At 37.2% G+C, this 21,653-nt stretch carries 16 protein-coding genes; 5 read left to right on the plus strand and 11 right to left on the minus strand.

Annotation, left to right across the window (positions count from 1 at the left end; all coding sequences use genetic code 11):
- Positions 1-305: 305 nt before the first annotated feature.
- Positions 306-1,949, minus strand: coding sequence for a glucose-6-phosphate isomerase (gene pgi, locus B7C41_RS08255; RefSeq protein ID WP_085298311.1), 1,644 nt, complete (start codon positions 1,947-1,949; stop codon positions 306-308).
- A gap of 215 nt (positions 1,950-2,164) precedes the next feature.
- On the opposite strand from pgi, the gene B7C41_RS08260 reads away from it, so the two are divergent.
- A complete protein-coding gene (locus B7C41_RS08260; protein WP_085298312.1) occupies positions 2,165-3,181 on the plus strand; it encodes a LacI family DNA-binding transcriptional regulator in 1,017 nt (338 codons plus the stop codon).
- A gap of 43 nt (positions 3,182-3,224) precedes the next feature.
- On the opposite strand, the gene B7C41_RS08265 is transcribed toward B7C41_RS08260, so the two are convergent.
- Entirely contained in the window at positions 3,225-3,833 is a 609-nt protein-coding gene (locus tag B7C41_RS08265; protein ID WP_085298313.1) for a TetR/AcrR family transcriptional regulator, read from the minus strand.
- A gap of 313 nt (positions 3,834-4,146) precedes the next feature.
- Between B7C41_RS08265 and B7C41_RS08270 the strand changes: the two genes are divergently transcribed.
- The gene (locus tag B7C41_RS08270) at positions 4,147-5,289 is read left to right on the plus strand and encodes an efflux RND transporter periplasmic adaptor subunit (protein ID WP_085298314.1); all 1,143 of its coding nucleotides are present in this window, start codon (positions 4,147-4,149) and stop codon (positions 5,287-5,289) included.
- The gene (locus B7C41_RS08275; RefSeq protein ID WP_085298315.1) at positions 5,286-8,384 is read left to right on the plus strand and encodes an efflux RND transporter permease subunit; all 3,099 of its coding nucleotides are present in this window, start codon (positions 5,286-5,288) and stop codon (positions 8,382-8,384) included. The genes B7C41_RS08270 and B7C41_RS08275 overlap by 4 nt, the downstream gene beginning before the upstream one ends.
- Positions 8,385-8,655: 271 nt before the next feature.
- Here B7C41_RS08275 and B7C41_RS20140 read toward each other — a convergent pair whose 3' ends face one another.
- The 6 genes from B7C41_RS20140 to B7C41_RS08300 form a co-directional block, all read right to left on the minus strand.
- On the minus strand, positions 8,656-8,814 hold the full coding sequence (locus tag B7C41_RS20140) for a hypothetical protein (protein ID WP_158089099.1): 159 nt from the start codon (positions 8,812-8,814) through the stop codon (positions 8,656-8,658).
- Positions 8,815-8,845: 31 nt separating this feature from the next.
- Positions 8,846-9,196 (minus strand): ribonuclease E inhibitor RraB, encoded by a 351-nt coding sequence (rraB, locus tag B7C41_RS08280; RefSeq protein ID WP_085298316.1) that lies wholly within the window; start codon positions 9,194-9,196, stop codon positions 8,846-8,848.
- The gene (locus B7C41_RS08285) at positions 9,196-9,969 is read right to left on the minus strand and encodes a 1-acylglycerol-3-phosphate O-acyltransferase (RefSeq protein WP_085298317.1); all 774 of its coding nucleotides are present in this window, start codon (positions 9,967-9,969) and stop codon (positions 9,196-9,198) included. The genes rraB and B7C41_RS08285 overlap by 1 nt, the downstream gene beginning before the upstream one ends.
- 168 nt (positions 9,970-10,137) lie before the next feature.
- Positions 10,138-10,419: a hypothetical protein gene (locus B7C41_RS08290; protein ID WP_085298318.1), complete on the minus strand. Its 282-nt coding sequence runs from the start codon at positions 10,417-10,419 to the stop codon at positions 10,138-10,140.
- 262 nt (positions 10,420-10,681) lie between these two features.
- Entirely contained in the window at positions 10,682-11,434 is a 753-nt protein-coding gene (locus B7C41_RS08295; protein ID WP_085298319.1) for an MlaA family lipoprotein, read from the minus strand.
- Positions 11,434-12,732 carry a hypothetical protein gene (locus B7C41_RS08300; protein ID WP_085298320.1) on the minus strand — a complete coding sequence of 433 codons (1,299 nt, stop codon included), beginning with the start codon at positions 12,730-12,732 and terminating at the stop codon, positions 11,434-11,436. Before B7C41_RS08300 ends, B7C41_RS08295 begins: the two co-directional genes overlap by 1 nt.
- A gap of 295 nt (positions 12,733-13,027) precedes the next feature.
- On the opposite strand from B7C41_RS08300, the gene B7C41_RS08305 reads away from it, so the two are divergent.
- A complete protein-coding gene (locus B7C41_RS08305; RefSeq protein WP_085298321.1) occupies positions 13,028-13,852 on the plus strand; it encodes a hypothetical protein in 825 nt (274 codons plus the stop codon).
- 27 nt (positions 13,853-13,879) lie between these two features.
- Here the strand turns inward: B7C41_RS08305 and B7C41_RS08310 are convergent, their stop codons facing one another.
- Both B7C41_RS08310 and B7C41_RS08315 read right to left on the minus strand, forming a co-directional pair.
- Entirely contained in the window at positions 13,880-14,608 is a 729-nt protein-coding gene (locus tag B7C41_RS08310) for a response regulator transcription factor (protein ID WP_085298322.1), read from the minus strand.
- Between the two features lie 495 nt (positions 14,609-15,103).
- Positions 15,104-16,882, minus strand: a complete 1,779-nt coding sequence (locus B7C41_RS08315; RefSeq protein WP_085298323.1) for an acyl-CoA dehydrogenase C-terminal domain-containing protein — start codon at positions 16,880-16,882, stop codon at positions 15,104-15,106.
- A gap of 156 nt (positions 16,883-17,038) precedes the next feature.
- On the opposite strand from B7C41_RS08315, the gene B7C41_RS08320 reads away from it, so the two are divergent.
- The gene (locus tag B7C41_RS08320; RefSeq protein WP_235839650.1) at positions 17,039-17,998 is read left to right on the plus strand and encodes a hypothetical protein; all 960 of its coding nucleotides are present in this window, start codon (positions 17,039-17,041) and stop codon (positions 17,996-17,998) included.
- Between the two features lie 16 nt (positions 17,999-18,014).
- Here the strand turns inward: B7C41_RS08320 and B7C41_RS08325 are convergent, their stop codons facing one another.
- A complete protein-coding gene (locus tag B7C41_RS08325; RefSeq protein ID WP_085298324.1) occupies positions 18,015-21,305 on the minus strand; it encodes an ATP-binding protein in 3,291 nt (1,096 codons plus the stop codon).
- Positions 21,306-21,653: the final 348 nt, after the last annotated feature.

The raw sequence follows: 21,653 nt of genomic DNA on the forward strand, positions 1-21,653 counted from the left end.
GTTATTTTGTATAACCTTGATGAAGACAGCGCTGTCTTTTACTTATGACAACGCTGTCATTAACTAACTAAAACCTTACACAATAATATTCACCTTGGCTACACTTGATTACAAATTAATCTATCACATTTAATTAAGTAACTGAAAATAAATAAATTAAAGTTTTTAATAGATGAATTAAACACTATTAGTAAGGCGTAAAATATGCGTTTATTATTCATTTTTATTGAATAAACGTGTTTAACAAGTAAATAAAGTGCATAAAAAAGGAGGCTGATAGCCTCCTAATAGACTTGTTATTTTCACTATGTTTTTGCTGATAGGTAATAATTCATCAAGCGTTTTGTTGAACAATCATGATTTGCTGATAGCTTTTTGTTTTCCAACTCTTGCTGAATATTGGCTGCTAAGCCCTTGCCAAGTTCAACGCCCCATTGATCAAAAGAACAAACTTGTAAAATGATGCCCTGCACGAATATTTTATGCTCATAGAGTGCAATCAATTGGCCTAAATTATATGGGTCGATACGTTTTAATAAAATTGTATTTGTCGGACGATTACCTTTGTGAACCTTATGAGGCGCTACTTTGTCGATATAGTCTGCTGTTCTACCTTTCGCTTGTAAGTCTTCACGCACTTGTTGTTCATCAACGCCAGTCATTAACGCTTGAGTTTGCGCAAAGAAATTTGCCATTAAGGTTTCATGATGGCCTTTTATTGGTGTAACACTCGCGACTGAGCCAATAAAATCAGCAGGAACAACATTATTACTCTGATGTAAGTATTGATAAAAGGCGTGTTGCCCATTAATACCAAGTTCGCCCCAAATTGATGGCACAGTAGGGTAACTAATTTCACTGCCGTCCCAAGTGACTGACTTACCATTACTTTCCATTTCTGCTTGTTGTAAATAAGCTGCTAGCATATGTAAGGTTTGGTCATAAGGTAAAATTGCTTGCGATTTAGCGCCTAAAAATGTGGTATTCCACACACTAAGCAACGCCATGATCACCGGCATATTTTGTTCAAATGGTGCCTCTACAAAATGCTTGTCCATCGCATTGGCACCGGCTAGCAACTGCTTAAATTTGTCAAAACCTAAGTCGAGTGCAATTGCTAAACCAATGGCTGACCATAATGAAAATCGTCCACCAACCCAATCCCACATGTCAAAAATATTCTCTTGCTTGATACCAAACGACATCGCATTCTCGGTATTGGCGGTCACGGCAACAAAGTGTTTAGCAACTGATTTTTCATCAAACGAAGCAGCAGTTAGCCAGTTAATCGCTGTTTTTGCATTAGTCATGGTTTCGGTAGTGGTAAAGGTTTTACTAGAAACAATAAACAGTACTTTTTCAGGCTCGAGTGGTCGTAAAATTTCTGCTATCTGCGCGCCATCAACGTTAGAAACATAATGAACATTAACGCAATTATCACTGTAGTTTTTTAGCGCTTCAGTCACCATTTGAGGGCCTAAGTTCGAGCCTCCAACACCGATGTTAACAATATCAGTAATACGTTTACCGGAATAACCAAGCCATCGCCCTTGTCTTACTTGCTCAACAAAATTCGCCATTTTTTCTAACTGGTCGTTCACCTGTTGGCTTATATTTTTACCATCAAGCACAAGGTCTTCATCAACAGAGCCTCGTAATGCGGTATGTAAAACAGCTCTATCTTCCGTTTTATTGATTTTTTCACCGCTAAACATTTTATTTCGCCATGCTGCCAGTTCACATTCATTGGCCAATTCAATAAGGCTTTGCTTAGTTTCACTATCAATTAAGTTTTTTGAATAATCGAGCAGCATATTTGGCAATTCAATCGAAAATTTGTCAAAGCGATTTTCATCGGTCGCAAATAAATCATTCATGTGCTGTAACTTCATATTATCAGCATGTTTAGCTAGTTTTTTCCAACTAGGTAGTAATTGACGACTCGACATTTTTATCCCCTAAATGAACAAATATTGAATTATTTATCGCACTGTATTAACAAATGACAGCGCTGTCAATTGCTAATTATGTACTACCTTATAGCCAAATATGATCATCATAGTGACAAAAAACTGATAATTAAGGTTGCTGACAGCCAAGAGAAACAATACTCTTAGGCTCAAAATGATTTTCTACCAAGAATGACTTAAGGCTTTAACTGCAAATGAAAGCAACGATTAATGATGTCGCTAAACTAGCGGGAGTTTCAATAAAAACAGTTTCTCGTGTAATGAACAATGAGCCTTCCGTGCGCCAGCCTACTCGCGAAAAAGTAATGGCGGTAGTAGAAGAGTTAAATTACCAACCTAACTTAGCAGCAAGAAATCTCGCGGGTACAAAATCATTTAGTATTGCTTTTATCTACGATAATCCGAATGCCTACTATGTTATTGATATGCAAAATGGAATTTTAGCTGCTTGTAAAAAACAAGGCTTTGAGTTGCTGATTCACCCTTGTGATGCAAAAGCAGATAATTTACTTGCTGAAATAACCAAAATGGTTAAGCACTCTCGCATTGCAGGTTTGGTATTAACACCGCCATTTTCTGAGCAACCAGCGTTTGTTCAACAAATGAAAGACCTTGATATTGAAGTGGTTAGAATTGTTTCTGGCGATATTGCTCCTGACGACATTGCTCCATGTATTATGGTTAATGACCATGCGGCGGCACAAAGTATCACCCAGCATTTAGTCGATTTAGGGCATAAAAAAATTGGCTTTATCGCCGGTGAAGCTGAACATAGATCAACTGTTGAACGTCTTAGAGGTTATAAACAGGCCTTAGTAGACAATGCTATTACATTAGATGAGTCACTGATCATCAATGGCGAATATTCATTTGAATCAGGTGTTAAAGGTGCAAAAGAATTACTTAACGGCGAAGAAAAGCCAACCGCAATATTTTCCTGTAATGATGAAATTGCCGCAGGAGCGCTATTCGCTTCACGTTTAATGGGAATTTCAATTCCAGAACAATTATCTATAACCGGCTTCGAGAACAGTCCATTCTCTCGTCAAACATGGCCAACTTTAACAACAGCAGATCAACCGAATCAACAAATTGCCGAAGATGCTGCTAATTTACTCATTGCTTGCTCTCGAAAGCAAAAAAACAATCCTGAAACACAGCAATACACACCTCAATTGGTAGTTCGAGACTCAACAGGGAAAGCGAGCTAATTTTCGAATCAAGTATAGAAGAATCGTAAGTTAGTACCGTTAACTATAATGAGTATCCCTTAATAAACATGGCGATACTCGACTGTAAATAACTGTCGACTTCAGCTTCCGAAATTTGTTTTTTGGTATTAAATTCTACTCGCATCCAGCATTCACCTTTTGTTAGGTTTAAAAACTGTAATGCAGCAAATTTTGGCTCGGGAATATTTAACTGTTGCTTATCGTGAAATTCAGCCATTAATTTCGCCACTTCATCAGTAATTCTTTCTGGCCCTTCTTGATAAAATAACTCTGAAAGTTGTGGGTGTGACTTTGATTCATAAGCACATATTTTATGAATCGCTAGTGCTTCTTTAGACGTTAACATAGCCAAAAACCGTTTCGCTAATATCAGTAGTATTTCTGCTGGCTCACTCGTACTAGTAACCGAAAATTCAGTCATGTGATATGAATCGCACTTTTGCTTTATCGAGGCAGCAAACAGCTCATCTTTGTTACCAAAATGACTATAAACAGTTTGTTTTGAAACATTGGCATTTTTAGCAATTAAATCCATGCTAGTTGCGCTATATCCTTGCTCCGTAAAAAGCATGGTTGCTGCATCAAGTATTTGTTTTCTTTTACTTTCACTTTTACTTCTAACATTTACCATACAACCAATCACCACTATCAATTAAAACAACTAACGAAAATACTATATGCCATAGAGCGAAGGGCCGTTATTAATCCCTCACGCTATATTTATGCGGCATAATACAAATTTATCTAGCCTAATGGCAACTTATTCAACTTAGTTCTTACGCATGCTAATTTCTCACTAAAAAAGATAAGTAACCATAAGGAAAAATAAGCACATAAAAATTTACAATTGGACTATAACATACACTAAATTAAACTGGACAGTCTAGTTTGATTAAACTAGACTCACTAGTCTAGTTAATAGTTTTTATTTTAAGGCCACCTCCGTGTTTAAACTTCAACGCGCCAACGTTATAACGTCAATTATCAGCTTCGTTTTTACCGCAACCTTGCTAAGTGCTTGTTCAAAACCTGCCGATGTTGCTGATGAAAATAGCATCTATCACCAAAGTGCTGATATTCAAGCAATATCACCAAGCGAGTTTTATGAAGTATCACGTGAATATATTGGCAAAGTTGTTAGTAAACAATTGGCTTCACTTAGTTTTGAATATACAGGTAAAGTCGAAAACGTATATGTTGATAGCGGTGACTTGGTGACCAAAGGGCAATTATTAGCTGAATTTAATACTGAGTTGTTAGCAATAAAATTACAGGAAATTGATGCCAGCATTCGCCAACTTAACGCGCAAGCTGAGCTTAACCGCTTAAATTTAGAACGTATAAATAAATTGAACACCAAAGGTTATAGCTCTAAGCAAACATTAGATGAATTGGAAACCGAAAAGAAAGTCATTAAAGCTGACTTATCTCGTCAGCAAGCCAATAAATCAACAATTAATTACCAAATATCAAAAGCGCAATTGCATGCACCATTCGCTGGCGTAGTCAGTTCTCGGTCAGTTGCAGAAGGAGAAGTTTTCAGTTCAAACCAAACAGCTTTCGAATTAATCAAACAAGCTCAACATGAAGTTTCTGTCGGCGTGCCTGTTAAAGTAGCGCGTGAATTAAGCATTGGTCAATTACTGCAAGTTGAACTTGGACAACAAGACATTTCAGCAAAAATTTTGGTTATCGGTAAACAGGTTAACCAAGTGAGCCGAACGGTTGAATTACGTTTAGCCGTCACGAATCAAGCAACATTTTACAACGGCCAATTAGCGAAAATTAAAATTAAACAACGAGTTAATCAAGCAGGTTTTTGGTTACCATTGGCGGCACTAACCGACGGTATTCGTGGTCAGTGGAATATATTTCAAGTTGATGATGCTAAAAACAAGCTATTTACCATTACGGCAACAACCGTTGAGGTGAAGTATTCAACATTAGACGCAGTTTATATTGCTGGTTTACCACTAAAAAAACACCATATTATCGTTGCTGGCGTGCATCGTTATGTACCAGGACAAATAGTTAAAAAAGCAGCCATAAGTAATAGCCAAACAGTTAAAGTGGGCAACACGTTATGATTCGCTCTTTTGTCAAAAATGGCCGTTTAATGTCATTAGTGATTGTGCTACTAATTGTTGCAGGTTTAGGGGCATTAACCAACTTGCCTCGTACTGAAGATCCTAGAATTACTAACCGCATTGCTAGTGTGATCACCCAATTCCCGGGTGCTAGTGCTGAACGTGTAGAAGTATTGATCAGTGAAAAAATAGAACAAAAGTTACGTAAACTACCGGAAATTAGCCTACTAACGTCAAATTCACGACCTGGAATATCGATTGTAAAGATACAATTACAAGATGAAATTACCAACACCAAACCAATATGGTCACGGGTTCGGGATTTACTTAATGATCTAAACCCTAGTTTCCCAACAGGTACATTAACACCGGTATTAGAAGATGATCGTGGCTATGCATACACGCAAATAATTTCACTCAATTGGCAAGGTGATGGCACCGAAAATGTCGCCATGCTCGGCCGTTATGCTAATGAACTGCAAAATCAACTTAAACTTGTTCATGGTACTGATATTGTTAATGTTTTTGGCCGAGGCGCAGAAGAAGTACTGGTTGAAATTGACCCGTTAATTGCCAGCCAGTTAAACCTGTCAGCACAAGCCATCTCAGAATCCATTGGCAATGCCGATGCAAAAGTATCTGCAGGGCAGCTCACCAATCAATTTAACCAAATGCAAATTGAGTTAACCGGTGCCTTAAACAACACCGAGCGTATCAGTAATATTTCAATAAAATCGGACGACAATGGCAATTTACTGCGCTTAGGTGATATCGCCAATATTCGTAAAACGGTTAATTACCCGCCAACTGAAGTTGCTATGGTGCACAACAAACAAGCGGTAGTTGTTGCAACACGCATGTTACCTAATTTGCGCATTGACCAGTGGAGCTCGTCGGTTGAAAAACAACTAACGGCATTTTCAGAAACTTTACCGAGTAATATTTCTTTAGAAGTAATTTTCGACCAAAGTAGTTATACCGAAACGCGATTAAGTGATTTAGTCAGCAATATTGCGGTTGGTTTTGCCATTATCGCTGTCGTGCTACTGATCACGCTAGGTTGGCAAGCGGCGGTAATTGTTGCGCTATCTTTACCGCTAACTGTGTTATTCACGCTTTCAGTTATGAATTTTTATGGCTTACCTATTCACCAAATGTCAGTAACAGGTTTAGTGGTGGCGTTAGGTATTATGGTTGATAACGCTATTGTCATGGCTGATACAATAAAAACTAATCGAGAAAATGGTCAGCGCCGACTTGATGCCGTTTCAAATGCAGTTAATCACCTGTGGTTACCGTTATTGGGCTCTACACTAACAACCGTATTAGCCTTTATGCCTATCGTACTAATGCCTGGGCCTGCTGGAGAATTTGTTGGCGGCATTGCGTTAAGTGTAATTTTCTCTTTAGTCGGCTCTTACATTATTTCTCATACTATTGTAGCCGGTTTAGCTGGACGATTTATTAGCAGAAATAGCAGTGGTAGCAATCACTGGTATCAGCGTGGTATTACCATTAAGGCACTTAATCACTGGTTCGTTAAGATATTAAGTTGGTCATTAAACAATAGAAAAACCGTTATCGCCTTAGTTTTTTGTTTACCACTATTTGGTTTCATTGGTGCAAAACAGTTATCTGAACAGTTTTTCCCAGCTTCAGATCGCGATATGTTTCAAATTGAATTATTCCTACCTGCACAAAGCAGTATTGTGAATACAGAACGCGCAAGTGCTCAACTGACAAGTTACTTAGAGCAACTTGAAGGCATTAAGTCAGTACATTGGTTTATTGGTAAGAATGCACCTTCATTCTACTACAACCTGATCCCATCAAAAGATGGTGCTCAGTATTATGGCCAAGCGATGGTGACGGCAAACAGCTTTCAAGATGCTAACAGGCTGATCCCCGAAATTCAGCGAACACTTGATGATATGATACCTGCCGCGCAAATTTTGGTGAGAAAATTGGAGCAAGGCCCTCCATTTAATGCTCCCGTTGAGTTACGTATTTACGGACCAAACTTAGATCGCTTAAAAACCATTGGTGATGATATTCGTGGCTTTATGTCGCAAACAAAAGATATCACTCATAGCCGTTCAACGTTGCAACCAGGCACACCAAAAGTGTGGGTAAATATAAACGAAGCTGAAGCAAACTTAGCAGGCTTATCCCTGGTACAAGTAGCAGAGCAACTTAATACAACATTATCGGGCACCCGAGATGGTTCCATTATAGAGTCAACTGAATCTATACCAGTTAGAGTGCGCATAGGTAACGATAAACGCGACGATTTAGCGGCATTAGAGAACATTAATATTACTAACCAAAATGCAACCCAGGCAATTCCACTTACTGCTATTGCAGATTTAGAAATAAGAGCAAGCCGCGGCGCAATTCCACATCGTAATGGTGTTCGCGTTAATGTTATCGAAGCTTATATTCGAGCAGGCGTATTGCCTTCAGTAATACTTAGTCGTGTGAAAGAAAAAATGACTGAGGCTAACTATCAACTCCCTGCCGGTTACCAACTCGAATTGGGCGGTGAGTCGGCTGAGCGTAATAAAGCTGTGGGTAAATTACTGGCGAGTGTTGGACTCATAATGACCTTGTTATTGACGGTTGTGGTTTTATCGTTTAATTCATTTAGATTAAGCGCCATTATATTTTTATCAGCCTTTCAATCTATTGGCTTGGGGTTGTTGAGTGTTTACATTTTTGACTATCCATTTGGCTTTACTGTAATTATTGGTTTGCTCGGCTTAATGGGACTCGCGATAAATGCCGCAATTGTTATTATTGCTGAGCTTAAAATGGATGAAAAAGCGGTTCAAGGAGATAGCGCAGCAATCATTCGCTGTGTGCAAAGCTGTGCTCGACATATCAGTTCAACGACAATTACCACTGTTGGCGGTTTTTTACCATTGATATTAGCTGGTGGAGGCTTTTGGCCGCCATTTGCTGTAGCGGTTGCTGGCGGTACTGTATTAACAACCATATTGTCGTTTATCTTTGTTCCTGCAGCATTCTCATTATTTAGCCAACGTAATGCTTTTGATTTAACGAAGCAGACACAGATAGCATTGTCGAATGCTTAACCAAGAATTATCTAAACGTTTAAGGACATCATCATTATTTTCCGTCCATGGAACCATGACATTGCCTGCATGGATGCAGGTATTTAGTTTTTATCTGGAACAAAAAAAACTGACCGTTCACCGACATGCATGCGCTTACATGGATGTAAGTTATTAGGCTAATACATGGACAACTACCGAGGTGCATTAATGCTGTGAAGCCAGAAATAGCTAAAAATAGCTATGAAAGGCCTGAACATAAAAATCGCAAAGTGTAACACTTTGCATTTTTTTATTTGTCAGGATTAAAGCCGTGCTTAATTTTTTCTATCCTCTCTTGATGCCGATGATGGGCTTTTAATCCGGCAACAGAAAAAGCACCAACAATCGCTACAATTGGGATCAATAGCGATAATGTTTCAGGCCTTAATAAACTTTCTAACCATTCCATTGGATAACCTACCTTTCTTTTTAGTTAATTATTATTCTTCGAAATATGTTCCCCAACCATCATAATCAACTTTACACTGTTTTGCTAATTCAAACATTTTTTTAGTTTCGTCAAAAATAATATCAAACTCCAATGCTTGCTCAGTAATAATATCAAAAGCAAAAACCTTTTCGCCGGTTTCTAATTCAGCTTCTTCTGGCTCTTCTATTTCAAAGCCCATTTTAAAAGCAGAAATAGCGGCTTTTTCTAGTATGTCAAAATCGACACTAGAAAAGTGATGCTCAATCGTATGATGAACTTCTTCGTTAGTACCATCTTCAATTAATGCTTCAATTAACTGTTCGGTATGTTCTTGCCATTGCTGTAATTCTTCATCAATCATTATTTTGTCTCGCTCGGTTGTGCTTCATCTGTTTTTTTAGCTTTTGATAAGGCAATTTCATGCCCTGTTTCTTTGTTCAGTGCTTCTATCCTAACTAGCATATCGGTACGAGTTTGATTCGTAATATTTCTAATTTTGTCACGTTCATTAACCGAAATATGAATTGGGTCTAAAAACTCAATAATCATTTTGCCGTTATTCCAACGGTTTAAATCGATGGTTTTATGGGTATTACTTGCACAAATTGGCACAATAGGAACTTCTGCTTTTACCGCCGTACGAAAAGCACCAGTTTTAAATGGTAATAAGCCGCGGCCATAGCTACGTGTTCCCTCAGGAAATAACCAAACTGAAAGTTTTTTCTCGCGAATTTTTCTTGCAGTCATATCAATGGTATTCATTGCTTTATTCTTATTCTTGCGATCAATAAGAATATTACCTGTGAGCCAATACATTTGACCGAAAAAAGGGATCCATTTCAGACTTTTTTTACCAACACTAACTGTGCCTGGTTGGACTGCACCACTGACGGTAAAAATGTCATAGCTATTTTGATGATTACAAATATAAACAACGGGACCAAGAGCTTTTACAGAGTCAGGAATTCTAACTTCAACCTCTAGGCCTAAAAGCTTAGAAACGTTACCTAGATATTTAGCCGTATGATGGACATTATCGCGATGAAAAGGTCGGATCAAAGAATATAGACAAGAAAAAATAGAGATTAAAACTAATGCAATAGTCATCAAAATGATGCGAATAACAGCTAACAAAAGACATTCCTAGAAAATTTATGAGGCGTGATTATACCTTTAATTTAACAAATAGCTAAATCTACTCTTTAGCTATTTGTTACTCAATAGTTTCAGTCACAGTAAAGTAACAAAATGATGAAGTAAAGTGCGATAAAAACCTGTTACTAATAATCGACCATTAACGCACTACAGAATAGTAACGCCAGCAACTTCGATAACAGAAGTTGCATTAGCTCGTTCGATAATTTTAACCAAAGCCGTTTGAATAACTTCGCTTTCCCTAGCGTCAGTTTCACTAGAAAATCGTTCCTCCATCATTTCTGCGCCTTCTTCTAACGTAAACTGAACCGCAACTTCCGTCGCACAATCAGCACTTTTACCAAAATACATAACAGCGATTTTCGGGTACCCTTTAAAGCCAGCCTTAACTAATTTCGCTATTCGTTTTTTAGCCTTATCGATATGCATAGTAACCCCTTGTTTATGCTGAACTGAGAAAATTACGCCCATAATATTTTAGGCGCTTATTGGCATAAATAATTTTTCTAAAGAGAATAATTATACCAAGTAATATCACATGAGCTTTATCATAGTGACAATAGCACTACTTCGTCATATAGCACACTATCATTAAGGCAAAATTACAGTGTATTTTGCTTAAAATTCATCTTTAACTTATAAAAGTCTTACTAAAATTATTTATTAAGACTGCCATTATCTGATGCTGAAATTAACGTGCGATTTGAATCTCTCGATACTTCATATAAAGTAAACGTAAGTTTTCATATTCAAATGCAGAGCCTGAAGCATAATACCTAAACGGTAATGACGCTCTAGCATCAATACTTTTTAATAATGATAAAAACAATTCTTCATCTGCTTTCATGCCGAGTTCATCAATCGCTTTTTGGTAGGCTAGACTATCAAACACTAGACCAGTAGCATCACGTAACGATGAAGGGCCCAATAAAGGTAAAACTAAATATGGTCCTGAGTTGACGCCCCAATACCCCAAGGTTTGGCCAAAGTCTTCATTTTGTTCAACTAAACCAACTGGTGTTGCAACATCAATTAGCCCAGCTAAACCAACAGTAGAGTTCAGCGCAAAACGCCCTAACGTTTCACCGGCAACTGATAGTTTCAATTGTAATAGTGAGTTTATAAACGTCGGGATTTCACCCAAATTATTAAAAAAGTTACTGACGCCTACTTCAACAAAGTCGGGAGTCACTTTTCTATAGCCAGAAACCGCGGGGAGCAAAACATACTGATCAGCTTTGGCATTGAAGTAATACATTCGACGATTGAAACCTTCCCATGGATCGTCATAGGCACTCATCAAACCGAGTGCTTGTTCACTAGGTAGCTGAACCTCTGGTGTAATCGCATCTTCTTCCAATTCAGGTACTGCTGAACAGGCCATTAAACAGCAAGATAATAACACGCACATCGCTTGAGCATATTGATTGATTAACGCAGACATTATTTCACCCCCTGACTAAATGTAGCGTTTACATGGTCAATAAAACTCACCCTGTCCATATTGCCGCAATGGCCACCGCGGGGAAATATTTTTGCCCGTTTAGTAAAAATACTTTCTAAATATTCAACTTCGCCCGAAGCAAGAATAATATCATCGCTGTTGGTGACTAAATATATTTTGTCTGACTTTTTCAAATAGTCCTCAATAGCATGCAAGCTGTAGCGATGAATAAGATCATCTTTGGTTAGATTGGCATCTTCCAATTGCGCTCGCGGCAACATCGCGCCTTCAAAATAATTCACAAAGGTAATATCGCTGGCTCGTTGCATTGAATGGGTTAAACTTTCAAATTTATCAATATCGTGGTTTTTATAAGTAATCGCACCGCTATTGAAACTAGCGTCTAAGGCAAATATCATATCTGATGATGACATTCTAAATGACGCGCCGATCAGGAGTTTTAATTCTGCCTCAGTTAAATTGGCATTTTTGAATAAACTAAAAATTGAGTCCTGATCAAAGTTTGACGATTCTTGTGCTGAGTAGCCATCAGAAAAACGTTCAAATATTTGATCAAACATCGCTACTGCAGCATGTCGATTATTACGTAAATCAAAATATTGATCTAAAATACTAACGGATTGATACAAACTCACCGGAGGGTTAATTAGCAACACTTTCTCAAAGTTAAATACTCTTCTTTCTTCATCGAGTAGTGAAACAAATGCAGAATGCGCACCACCTAAACTATAACCTGTGATAGCAAATGATGAGGCCTGTACTTGGTCTTCAACTTGAACTTGTTGCCAAACTAATTCCATAACATCATAAAGTTCTTTGGCGTCATGAGCTAAATTCCCTGGCATGTACTTGGTGTTATTAGAGTTAACAATAAAGTTAGCAAACGTGGGGGAAGACAAGGAAATAACATGGTAACCCTGTTGATAAAAGTTCTTTTGTAAACTTATCATTTTGCCACTGTCATAACCTGCCCCCGTACCAGCAATAACAAAAATAACCGGTGCGATCGACTCTTGCTTAAGCAATGAAAAATTCATTTTTTTATTAAACCAAAATACCTCGGGAATTTTTGCTAAAGGCTTAATAGTGATACTTTTGTTAATAACTGGCACTGAGGCTAATAAATCAGCTCTGGGCTCTTGGCAATAGCCAGTAACTGTAGCTTGATATCGAGAATACGTTAGATCGCAAACAGTTTTGGTTTCGGCCATTTCCTTTTGAGGTTGACTACTACATGCGGTAATTAAAACCACCAATAAACCAGTAACAAAACGCACTACTTCTCCCCTTAATAATTTTTAGTTTTATTGAGCTCTACAATGATTTGATCATTATAATCTTTCGCCTTGCTAATTATAGCTAGCGATTTTAGATAATTATGATTTTAGCGTTAAGCTAAATAAAAGTAATTAGCTTAACGCTATAAATTAAAAATAGTCATTTTTCTCACAACGCAGCTTTCCTTGTCTATAGTTAAGCAATCGTATAAAAATAATCACTACTAATTCAGCAACAATTTTACTCCGCTTACAAGTTAGTCTTAAGGTTAATTTAGTGCGTAGAGGGGATAACATGAAACTAGCGGTCAGCTTTAACTTATATGCTATGATAATTTTTTTGCTAATTCAATTTAGCAGCCTAAGCTATGCGCAAGTATCCCCATCTACTGACACCCCATCACCACTCATCACAAACAATCAAACAGAAATGATAAACGCGCCTATAAATTCCTTAAGCTTATTGAAGGGATGGAATAAACCTATCATTAATCATTCGCTATTAAGTGCCAATGAAGTAAGCACAGAGCAGAAAAATAACTCCTTATTACTTACTCATGAATTGTTCACCATTGACAAAGTGAAAGGTTTGCAACAACAAATTAATTTACGATTTCAAACAGGATTATATAGCTTAAAAAACAACTATGCGTTATCTAGTCACTATCCAGTGCTTATTTCAAATCAATTCTTAGTGCCCAACTTAGCTCAGCATGACCTATACCAATTTGGCCGTTTTCACACAGAAATGGGCTATAACGATATAGCAAATGTCAGCGATTTAAGCGATAAAAACTTCAAAGCCTTTCTACATAGTGCTTATAGTTTAATTAATCACGGGCGTTTCAATTTATCTGTTACTGCCAGTATTGAAAGTATTGAGTTAGTTCCAGGTACTACTAGCCTTGATGGTAAAGTTCATTTTCCGTTGACCATTTACAATAATGAACAATCGACTAGTGCAACCTTAGGGGTTATTGGCAGCTTTGATTTAACGAATCACTGGAGCTTAATAGGTGTACTAACCACCAGTCACTTAACCAACAACAAATACAATACACTAGTAGTAGAAGAGAGTCGGCAAAAAAGAGCACTTATTGGCACTACCTATTCTTTTTAGTTTTTTCTTTTATCTGTGCTTCAATAGCTAATCCGCTCTTTCATTTAAGATATAACCTTTGCTCCAAACTGTTTCAATACGGGCAGATTTCATCCCTTCATTGATTAATTTATCACGAAGTTTTGAGATACGAACATCAACAGTACGTTCAACACCATTATACTCACGCTTTAACAATACGCTGTATATAACATCACGTGTCATTACTCGGCCGACATTACGTAATAACAACGCCAGTAACTGAAACTCAAGCGAGCTTAAATGAATGCGAATACCATCTACTTCACACTTATTCGCTTGCGGATATAATGCAATATTACCGACTCGAAGGGCATATAATGGTCGAGCTTCTTTCGCAGGTTTACGACGTAACATCGCATCAAGTCGAACTTTCAAAACCTTCGGTGATACAGGTTTAATAATAAAGTCATCTGCGCCTAATTTAAATGCGCTGATTTGCTCTTCATCAGTTTCACATACCGTTAAAACTACAATTGGCTCATCATAGATTTCACGAAGTTCATGGCAAACTTGCAAACCATCTAACTTAGGCAGACCGAGATCTAAAATAACTAAATCTGGCTGATATTTGCCAATAGCCTCACGTGCTACATCGCCACTAAAAACTTGCTGTACAATAAAATTGGACTTTTCTAGAAACGATTTAATTAAATTCGATACCATACGATCATCCTCAATGATCAATATCTTTTTCATTCTGCTTTCAACCAGAATGTCTTCTTTTAAAGCAAACATAAATTATCTCACAAAAAAACTTACAAACCCCATTTGCGATAATATAAATAATCTGAATTAGGGATAATGAAAAACCCAACTATTTCAAAACATTATAAAAACTCAATCTACAGTAGTATTATTTGTATCTAGTTCAAGGCGCTTAAGTGCGACCAATAACAAATTATTGGCAACCTGAAAAACGTAGAAAATACTTTAAAAGCGCTGCTGTAGCGTTTTGCTTATCTCTAGTTCAGGTTAAACAGCTTAAGATAATAATACGGGATGACTATGTTATTAACCTAGTAACATAATGTAATTTCCACACAACGAAAGCCTAAACCACTAAGATAATTACTATTCCTAAGTGGAACTACTTCATTTCGAGGGTAAGGTTTTTGATGGCTATGATAGAGTAAGATATATGTATAACTTCATATTATAATCAACTTAACTTTATAAAAAAGCCAATTCAGTTTAATGAATTGGCTTGTTCGATAAAAATTTATTTTGTATTTAAAATAAATTTTCTGGCATGTCAAACATTGCTTCGCTACCCGCTTTTGCTGAAGCGATTAGCGAACTACAACGTGGTAATAGTCGAGTATAAAAATAACGTGCAGTATGAAGTTTACTTTGATGAAATTCACTTTTTTCATCAGCAGCGAAAGAGACTTCCGCCATTTTAGCCCAAACAAATGCCATCGCGGTATAACCAAAGACATGTAAATAGTCGTTGGCTGCACAACCTAACTCTTCAGGGTTATTTTTCGCTGAAGTTAAAATATCATCAGTTAGTTGCGCTAGCTCTTGAATTGCATTCGCTAAAGGCTTGGTAAACTCTTGCATCTGCTCAGCATTATTTTTTGCAATGTAATTTTGTACTTCTTCTATAAATACTTTTACCAGTTCGCCCTTGCTACCTGCAACTTTTCGGGCCATTAAATCCATCGCTTGTACGCCATTAGTGCCTTCATAAATTTGTGAAATACGAGTATCACGAACTAACTGCTCCTGCCCCCATTCACGCACATAACCATGACCACCAAAAATTTGTTGGCCGGCAACGGTACTTTCAAAACCTAAATCGGTAAAAAAGGCTTTGGCTATTGGTGTCATTAGTGCAACTAAGTGCTCAGCTTTTTGTTTCGCTTCACCATTGCCATACGTAGCAATATCAAGCTGCATAGCAATATAAGTTGAAAGCGCACGTGAACCTTCATTCATCGCCTTCATATTTAACAGCATACGGCGAACATCACCATGTACCATCAATGAATCAGCCTGCACATCTGGTGACTTCACTCCGGTCAATGAACGGCCCTGAATTCGATCTTTAGCATATTCTAAAGCATTTTGATAAGAACGAACTGCAGCGCCAAGCCCTTGGATACCAACACCAATGCGCTCAAAATTCATCATAGTAAACATGCAGGCAAGACCTTTATTAACCTCACCAACCAAATAACCTTTTGCGCTATCAAAATTCATCACACAAGTGGCTGAGGCATGGATCCCCATCTTATGTTCAATTGAACCACAGCTAGCATTGTTAAACTCACCTAAAGTTTCATCATCATTAACAAGGAACTTGGGTACTAAAAATAACGAAATACCGCGAGGACCTGCCGGCGCATCAGGTAATTTTGCTAAGACTAAATGCACAATATTATCGGTTAAGTCGTGTTCGCCTCCAGTTATAAATATTTTTGTACCTGAAATTAAATAACTGTCATCATCTTGAGGAATAGCTTTGGTTCTGATCATACCAAGATCAGTGCCAGCGTGTGACTCTGTTAAGCACATGGTTGCACTCCAATCACCGGCATACATACGTGTTAAGTAACGGTTTTTTAGTTCATCACTACCATGCTTAGCTAACGACAAAGCAGCGCCAGCCGTCAAGCCTGGGTACAAAGAAAAAGAAATATCTGCTGAACAAAGCATTTCTTCATGAAATGCTGTCAACATTTTTGGCATGCCCATGCCACCAAATTCTGGCTCACCACCTAATGATGTCCAACCACCTTGAACATAGGTATCAAATGCTTGTTTATAACCTGGTGCTGTAGTGACTTTACCGTCTTTAAAGCTAACGCCCGCTTCATCACCATTACGCGATAATGGTGCAATTTCTTGCTCAGCTATTTTTGCACATTCTTGTAAAATAGCTTCAGCAGTTTCCTTGTCGACACGTTCTGCTAAAGTAGGTAATGACTGCCAAAGCTGATCCGCTTTAAATACGTCATACAACAAAAAACTCATATCTTTTAAAGGTACTTGATAGTCAGCCATCATTTTCTCCGAACACACGATTGAAACAAATATTTAAAACAGTTGTTTGAATATATATTAAACACAGTAAATGTAAAGTGCTAACTGGAAATTAGCGTCGCAATTAAATTTAACGTAAGCTTAAATAGTGGGTATTTGTGTTAATTAAGGTGAGTTGTGAAGTTTTTTACTGCGTCTGCTGTTTTAATTTTATCTTGTCATGGTGACTTATCCGCCAAACAAATTAATTTCTCGAAAAAAACTGTCGATAATACCGTTCAGTTTAATTACCAGTGGCGGGATCAAAATAAAGAGAATCAATCGTTAAACTTTTCTATTAATAAAGCACTATTATTTGACCGCTTTAGAAATTTTAAAACTTATAGCAATACGCACGCTAAGAGATATATTGATCAAGGTATAAAAAAATCACTCAGCAAACAAAATATTCCAGGGGTTCATGTTTCATTTTCAGGCACTGGTGGTGAAACACATATCAAACTTAGTAGTCAAGATCAAAAAACGCTTACTCAAGCTTTCCAACATATTGATAAGCTTGAAGATGACTTAATGCTAGAGTATTTAAATAGCAATTTTTATAAACAATTTATTTCTTATGATAATAGCTTGGCTATAAAGCCCGACCATGTGCGCTTTGCCAAAGAGTCAGTAGCCGATTTTAAACCGTTAAAACCATTGATTCTCGCCCAAGCATCAATACAAAATATCCGTAAAGTATCAAATTATGTCCTCGGCTTTGTGCAAAGCATTCCGTATTCAACCTTAGAATCAAGAGTTACTTCGACTGGTGCAGGCTTTAGCCCTCCCTTAAGGATGTTATGGGAAAACCAAGGAGACTGTGATAGCAAAGTGACCTTAACAGCCACTATTTTTAGATCATTAATGCCGCGTATTAAAATGATGTTAGTCTTTATCGACAACCATGCACTGCTGGCTATCAATATTCCTGCAGAAGGTGATGAATTAACCATTGATGTTGATGGCATTAGCTATGTACTTGTTGAACCAACCGGGCCTGCAATGATGAGTGTTGGTGAAACTTCTGCAGAGTCAGAATTTGCCATTCGCAATGGCCGCTATTATGCGGAAGCTTTTTTTTCTCAAGCTAAAAAATAGTTTGAGGTGAGTTTTATTAAAGGTTTAGATGTAAAGCCGATTGAATATTATCTCGCAATGCTTTTAGCGTAATAGGCTTAGCTAAGTGTAAATTCATTCCCGCCGCTAAACATTGTTGTTTATCTTCTTCGCGTGCATGTGCAGTCATAGCCAATATAGGTAAGTTTTTATATTGCTCTTGAGCTCGAATATGTTGCGTTGCAGTGAGACCATCCATCACTGGCATTTGAATATCCATTAAAACCAAATCAATATGTTCAAGTGGTAAAAGATCTAACGCTTCTTGTCCATTTTTCGCAACAACGACTTCGACCTCCAGCAATTCAAGTAATTTTACTGCTACCAACTGATTAACTAGATTATCTTCTACTAGTAGTATTCTCATGCCTGCGAAACTTTCTTTTGGTAAAGATTGAGTTGAAAGCACTTCCTTTGGCTTATTCATTAGCGCTAAACGTTCAATTTCTGCGGTTATTTTAATAATTGCCTGACGGTATAATGGTAACTCCAGTAACAAGTATTTAACTTCATGCTTAGAAAACTGCTCAAGTAATTGTCTTGAAATTGCATTAGAAATTGGCTGGCATAAAGCAACAATCTCCACATTAGTCGCGATTAAAGCTATGTCTGCTTCACTAAAATTTTGTAGAGTTTGTAAGTTATTAAGCAATAGAATATTTTTGCTTTTTTTATTTACGTTTTTCAGTTCCACAATACTAACAATAGAAATAACACGTTGTTCAATATCATCAAAGTTTTGCTGTAAACTCATCGGTAGCTCAACGGCTAAACTAACCAGTGAATATTCAGCCAATGTTTTTTTAACCGCAGTTAAATCTTCAGGAAGTCCACTATTATTTTGCGCCTGCTCTAGCGGTAATGCTAAGGTAAATTCAGCTCCATTGCCTAATTCACTTTCAATGGTTATTTCGCCTTTAAGTAATTGCGCAATATGCTGACAAATAGATAGACCTAAGCCAGTACCACCATAAACTCTGGTCATAGAATCATCAGCCTGTTTAAAGGCTTCAAATAAGCTTGCTTGTTTTGATTTATCAATGCCTATACCACTATCCTTGACGACAAATAATATTTTATCTTGATTAGACACTTCGTCATCACTCACCACGGAAACTACTATTATGGACAAGTTGATGGTGCCTTTTTGAGTAAACTTAACCGCATTATTAAGCAAATTACTTAAAACTTGCACCAGCCTCATCGGATCAGTATACAGTCGTAATGGTGCTGTACTCGAAACAGCGACATTAAAGCTTAATTTTTTTTCTACTATTAATGATATATTCAGGTTGATAGCTTGCGAAATAATATTTTCAAGTTCAGTATTTTCCTTATGAATAGACATATTGCCTGATTCAACTTTTGCTGAGTCAAGCAATTCGTCAACCAGAAAAAGTAGGCTATTAGAAGCGGTTTGTGCGTTAGATAAATACTGCTGCTGAATATTATTTAGCAAGCTTTGCTGGAGTAAAGAACACATACCCTGTATGGCATTTATTGGTGTGCGAATTTCATGGCTCATGTTAGCCAAAAATTGGCTTTTTATTTTGTTTGCCTCTTCGGCTTGGTTTTTAGCATGCTTTAATGCGCGGTTAATTTCAAACTGTTGACTCACATCACGGATAAGTATGATATTGCCTAACGCAAAGTTCTCTTCACCATAAAACGGTGCTTTATAAATCTCATAGGTTTTCCCTGCAGTCGAAACAGTACAGTGCATGGCTTCTTCAAGCATACCTTGATAACCAGCATAAACACTATCCGCAACATCTTCACCTAAGGCTTTAGCAATAAGTTCATCTGTCTGGCCACCTAAGACATCCACCTCTTTTTGAAGCAGCAACTTTTCTACCATTTGATTGCAACCAATCAACCGTCCTTTTGGATCATTAAAAAGAATATAATCAGGTATCGCATTCATTACTGAACGTAATAGTGCGTAGTCACGTTGATGTTGCTCACTTTTATACAGCAACGCTTGAGTTTTTTCCTTCACTCTGAGATCAAGTTCATTATTTTGATCTTTTAAGCGCTGCAGTAAACTGCGATTATCGCCAAACAAATCTTCCACTATTTTAAACCAATGACGCCATTCATCTGATGGCTTAATTTTTCCTGGATCACCAGCCGAACAATGCTCAATATGATTAATAAACTGTTTAGATGGCGCAATAAACGTTCGATGTGTTACGTAGTAAATAATCACTAATAATGTTGAAAGGCCTAGAAACAAGCCAATAAATATGGCTAGAAAACGATGATTAATAGCCGCATAAAAACTTTCTTTTTTATGGTACTCAAGTAATATCCAATCATTGATTGGTAGCATTTGCTTTTGCAATACCCAATCACCGACTTCAGAGTTCTCAGCAACATCAAGTAATAATTGATAACTAAACTGGTTCAATTGTTCAGGAGCTGTTTCACTAAAAGCGGTTCGGGTACTCAAGGTTAAATTATCATTTTTTTTATGCAGTAAAACATGGCTATGCCTGTCAACAATAATATAGCCGTGATCTTCATCAACCACTTCTGGAAGGTAGTCATATAAACCAGCAGTATTAATATCAATAAGCACTGCCCCTAACATTTTATTATTTAAATATACTCCCATACCTAAAGCAGTATTTAGCCCTTTACCTGCAGAATCAACATATGGGCGAGACCAAAACTTATCATCGCGATGATTCGACACCTTAATCTTTAACATCAAACTATTCGTCAAACTTTGATCGCTATATTGCCATATACTACGTGGTACCCAAGGATATAAATTAACGAACCGACGCATAGAAATATAGTACAGCCAATTAGCTTCTTTGATTGATTCTTGTGCCGTAACAAACGCCGGAGTTAAGGCATTCGCCATGATCAACTCTTGTTTAAACGATGCGTTAAAAGTATCAATTCGACCAATACCAGTAATGTTTCCAGTCATAACACGTGCTTGACGAGCTAAACTTTGCCGTGGCTTATCAAGATAAAAATACTTACCTTCCTGCCGTAAGGTAGGAGTTTTACTGGGAAGCTCTTCAGGAAAGTGTAAATAATATTCTGCTAAATCTCGTATACCGGTCAAGGTTTCAACGGTGCGTGTTAATCTACTATTAAGTTGATTTCCTTGCTCCATTAACTCAGCAAGTCTATTATCATTTTGGATTTGACGGGCATCATAAAAGCGCTGAAAAGTAACAATAAAGGTTACTAGCATAATAGCTGAGAATACGGCGATAACCGATTTATTATATCGTTGAAATAATTGTTCTTTAGAGTTTTTTGCAAACACTAAAATACCCTGCTTATATACATGCTATTAGACTTTAAGCAAAGTGGCTTTACGCCGACTTCATTTTTGTTTAGAAATTAAACTATCTAACTTTTGCGTTCATTAGCGTTAACTTTTAATAATACCTGAAGATGCTAACCGGTGTATATGGTTAATATTTTCAGGTTTACACAAAGAATATACACTATATCAAACAATAACGGTGAATCACTTGGTTACATGTCGCCCATACGCTATGAAGCGTCTATTAATTGCTAATATTTTAGCAATTAAAACTCAATCAAACTTACGCTACATAACTTAGCCATTTCGCTTGTTACGTCATTAACACAAAAGAGCATGTAAAAT

This window comes from Cognaticolwellia mytili, from assembly GCF_002104475.1.
Lineage (GTDB): Bacteria > Pseudomonadota > Gammaproteobacteria > Enterobacterales > Alteromonadaceae > Cognaticolwellia > Cognaticolwellia mytili.

Excerpts from the sequence above, each read along its gene's own strand:
- B7C41_RS08275 (WP_085298315.1), top strand. The coding sequence starts at position 5,286 with ATGATTCGCTCTTTTGTCAAAAATGGCCGTTTAATGTCATTAGTGATT.
- B7C41_RS08315 (WP_085298323.1), bottom strand. The coding sequence starts at position 16,882 with ATGGCTGACTATCAAGTACCTTTAAAAGATATGAGTTTTTTGTTGTAT.
- B7C41_RS08295 (WP_085298319.1), bottom strand. The coding sequence starts at position 11,434 with ATGTCTGCGTTAATCAATCAATATGCTCAAGCGATGTGCGTGTTATTA.
- B7C41_RS08310 (WP_085298322.1), bottom strand. The coding sequence starts at position 14,608 with ATGTTTGCTTTAAAAGAAGACATTCTGGTTGAAAGCAGAATGAAAAAG.
- B7C41_RS08305 (WP_085298321.1), top strand. The coding sequence starts at position 13,028 with ATGAAACTAGCGGTCAGCTTTAACTTATATGCTATGATAATTTTTTTG.
- B7C41_RS08265 (WP_085298313.1), bottom strand. The coding sequence starts at position 3,833 with ATGGTAAATGTTAGAAGTAAAAGTGAAAGTAAAAGAAAACAAATACTT.
- B7C41_RS08290 (WP_085298318.1), bottom strand. The coding sequence starts at position 10,419 with ATGCATATCGATAAGGCTAAAAAACGAATAGCGAAATTAGTTAAGGCT.
- B7C41_RS20140 (WP_158089099.1), bottom strand. The coding sequence starts at position 8,814 with ATGGAATGGTTAGAAAGTTTATTAAGGCCTGAAACATTATCGCTATTG.
- rraB (WP_085298316.1), bottom strand. The coding sequence starts at position 9,196 with ATGATTGATGAAGAATTACAGCAATGGCAAGAACATACCGAACAGTTA.
- B7C41_RS08260 (WP_085298312.1), top strand. The coding sequence starts at position 2,165 with ATGAAAGCAACGATTAATGATGTCGCTAAACTAGCGGGAGTTTCAATA.
- pgi (WP_085298311.1), bottom strand. The coding sequence starts at position 1,949 with ATGTCGAGTCGTCAATTACTACCTAGTTGGAAAAAACTAGCTAAACAT.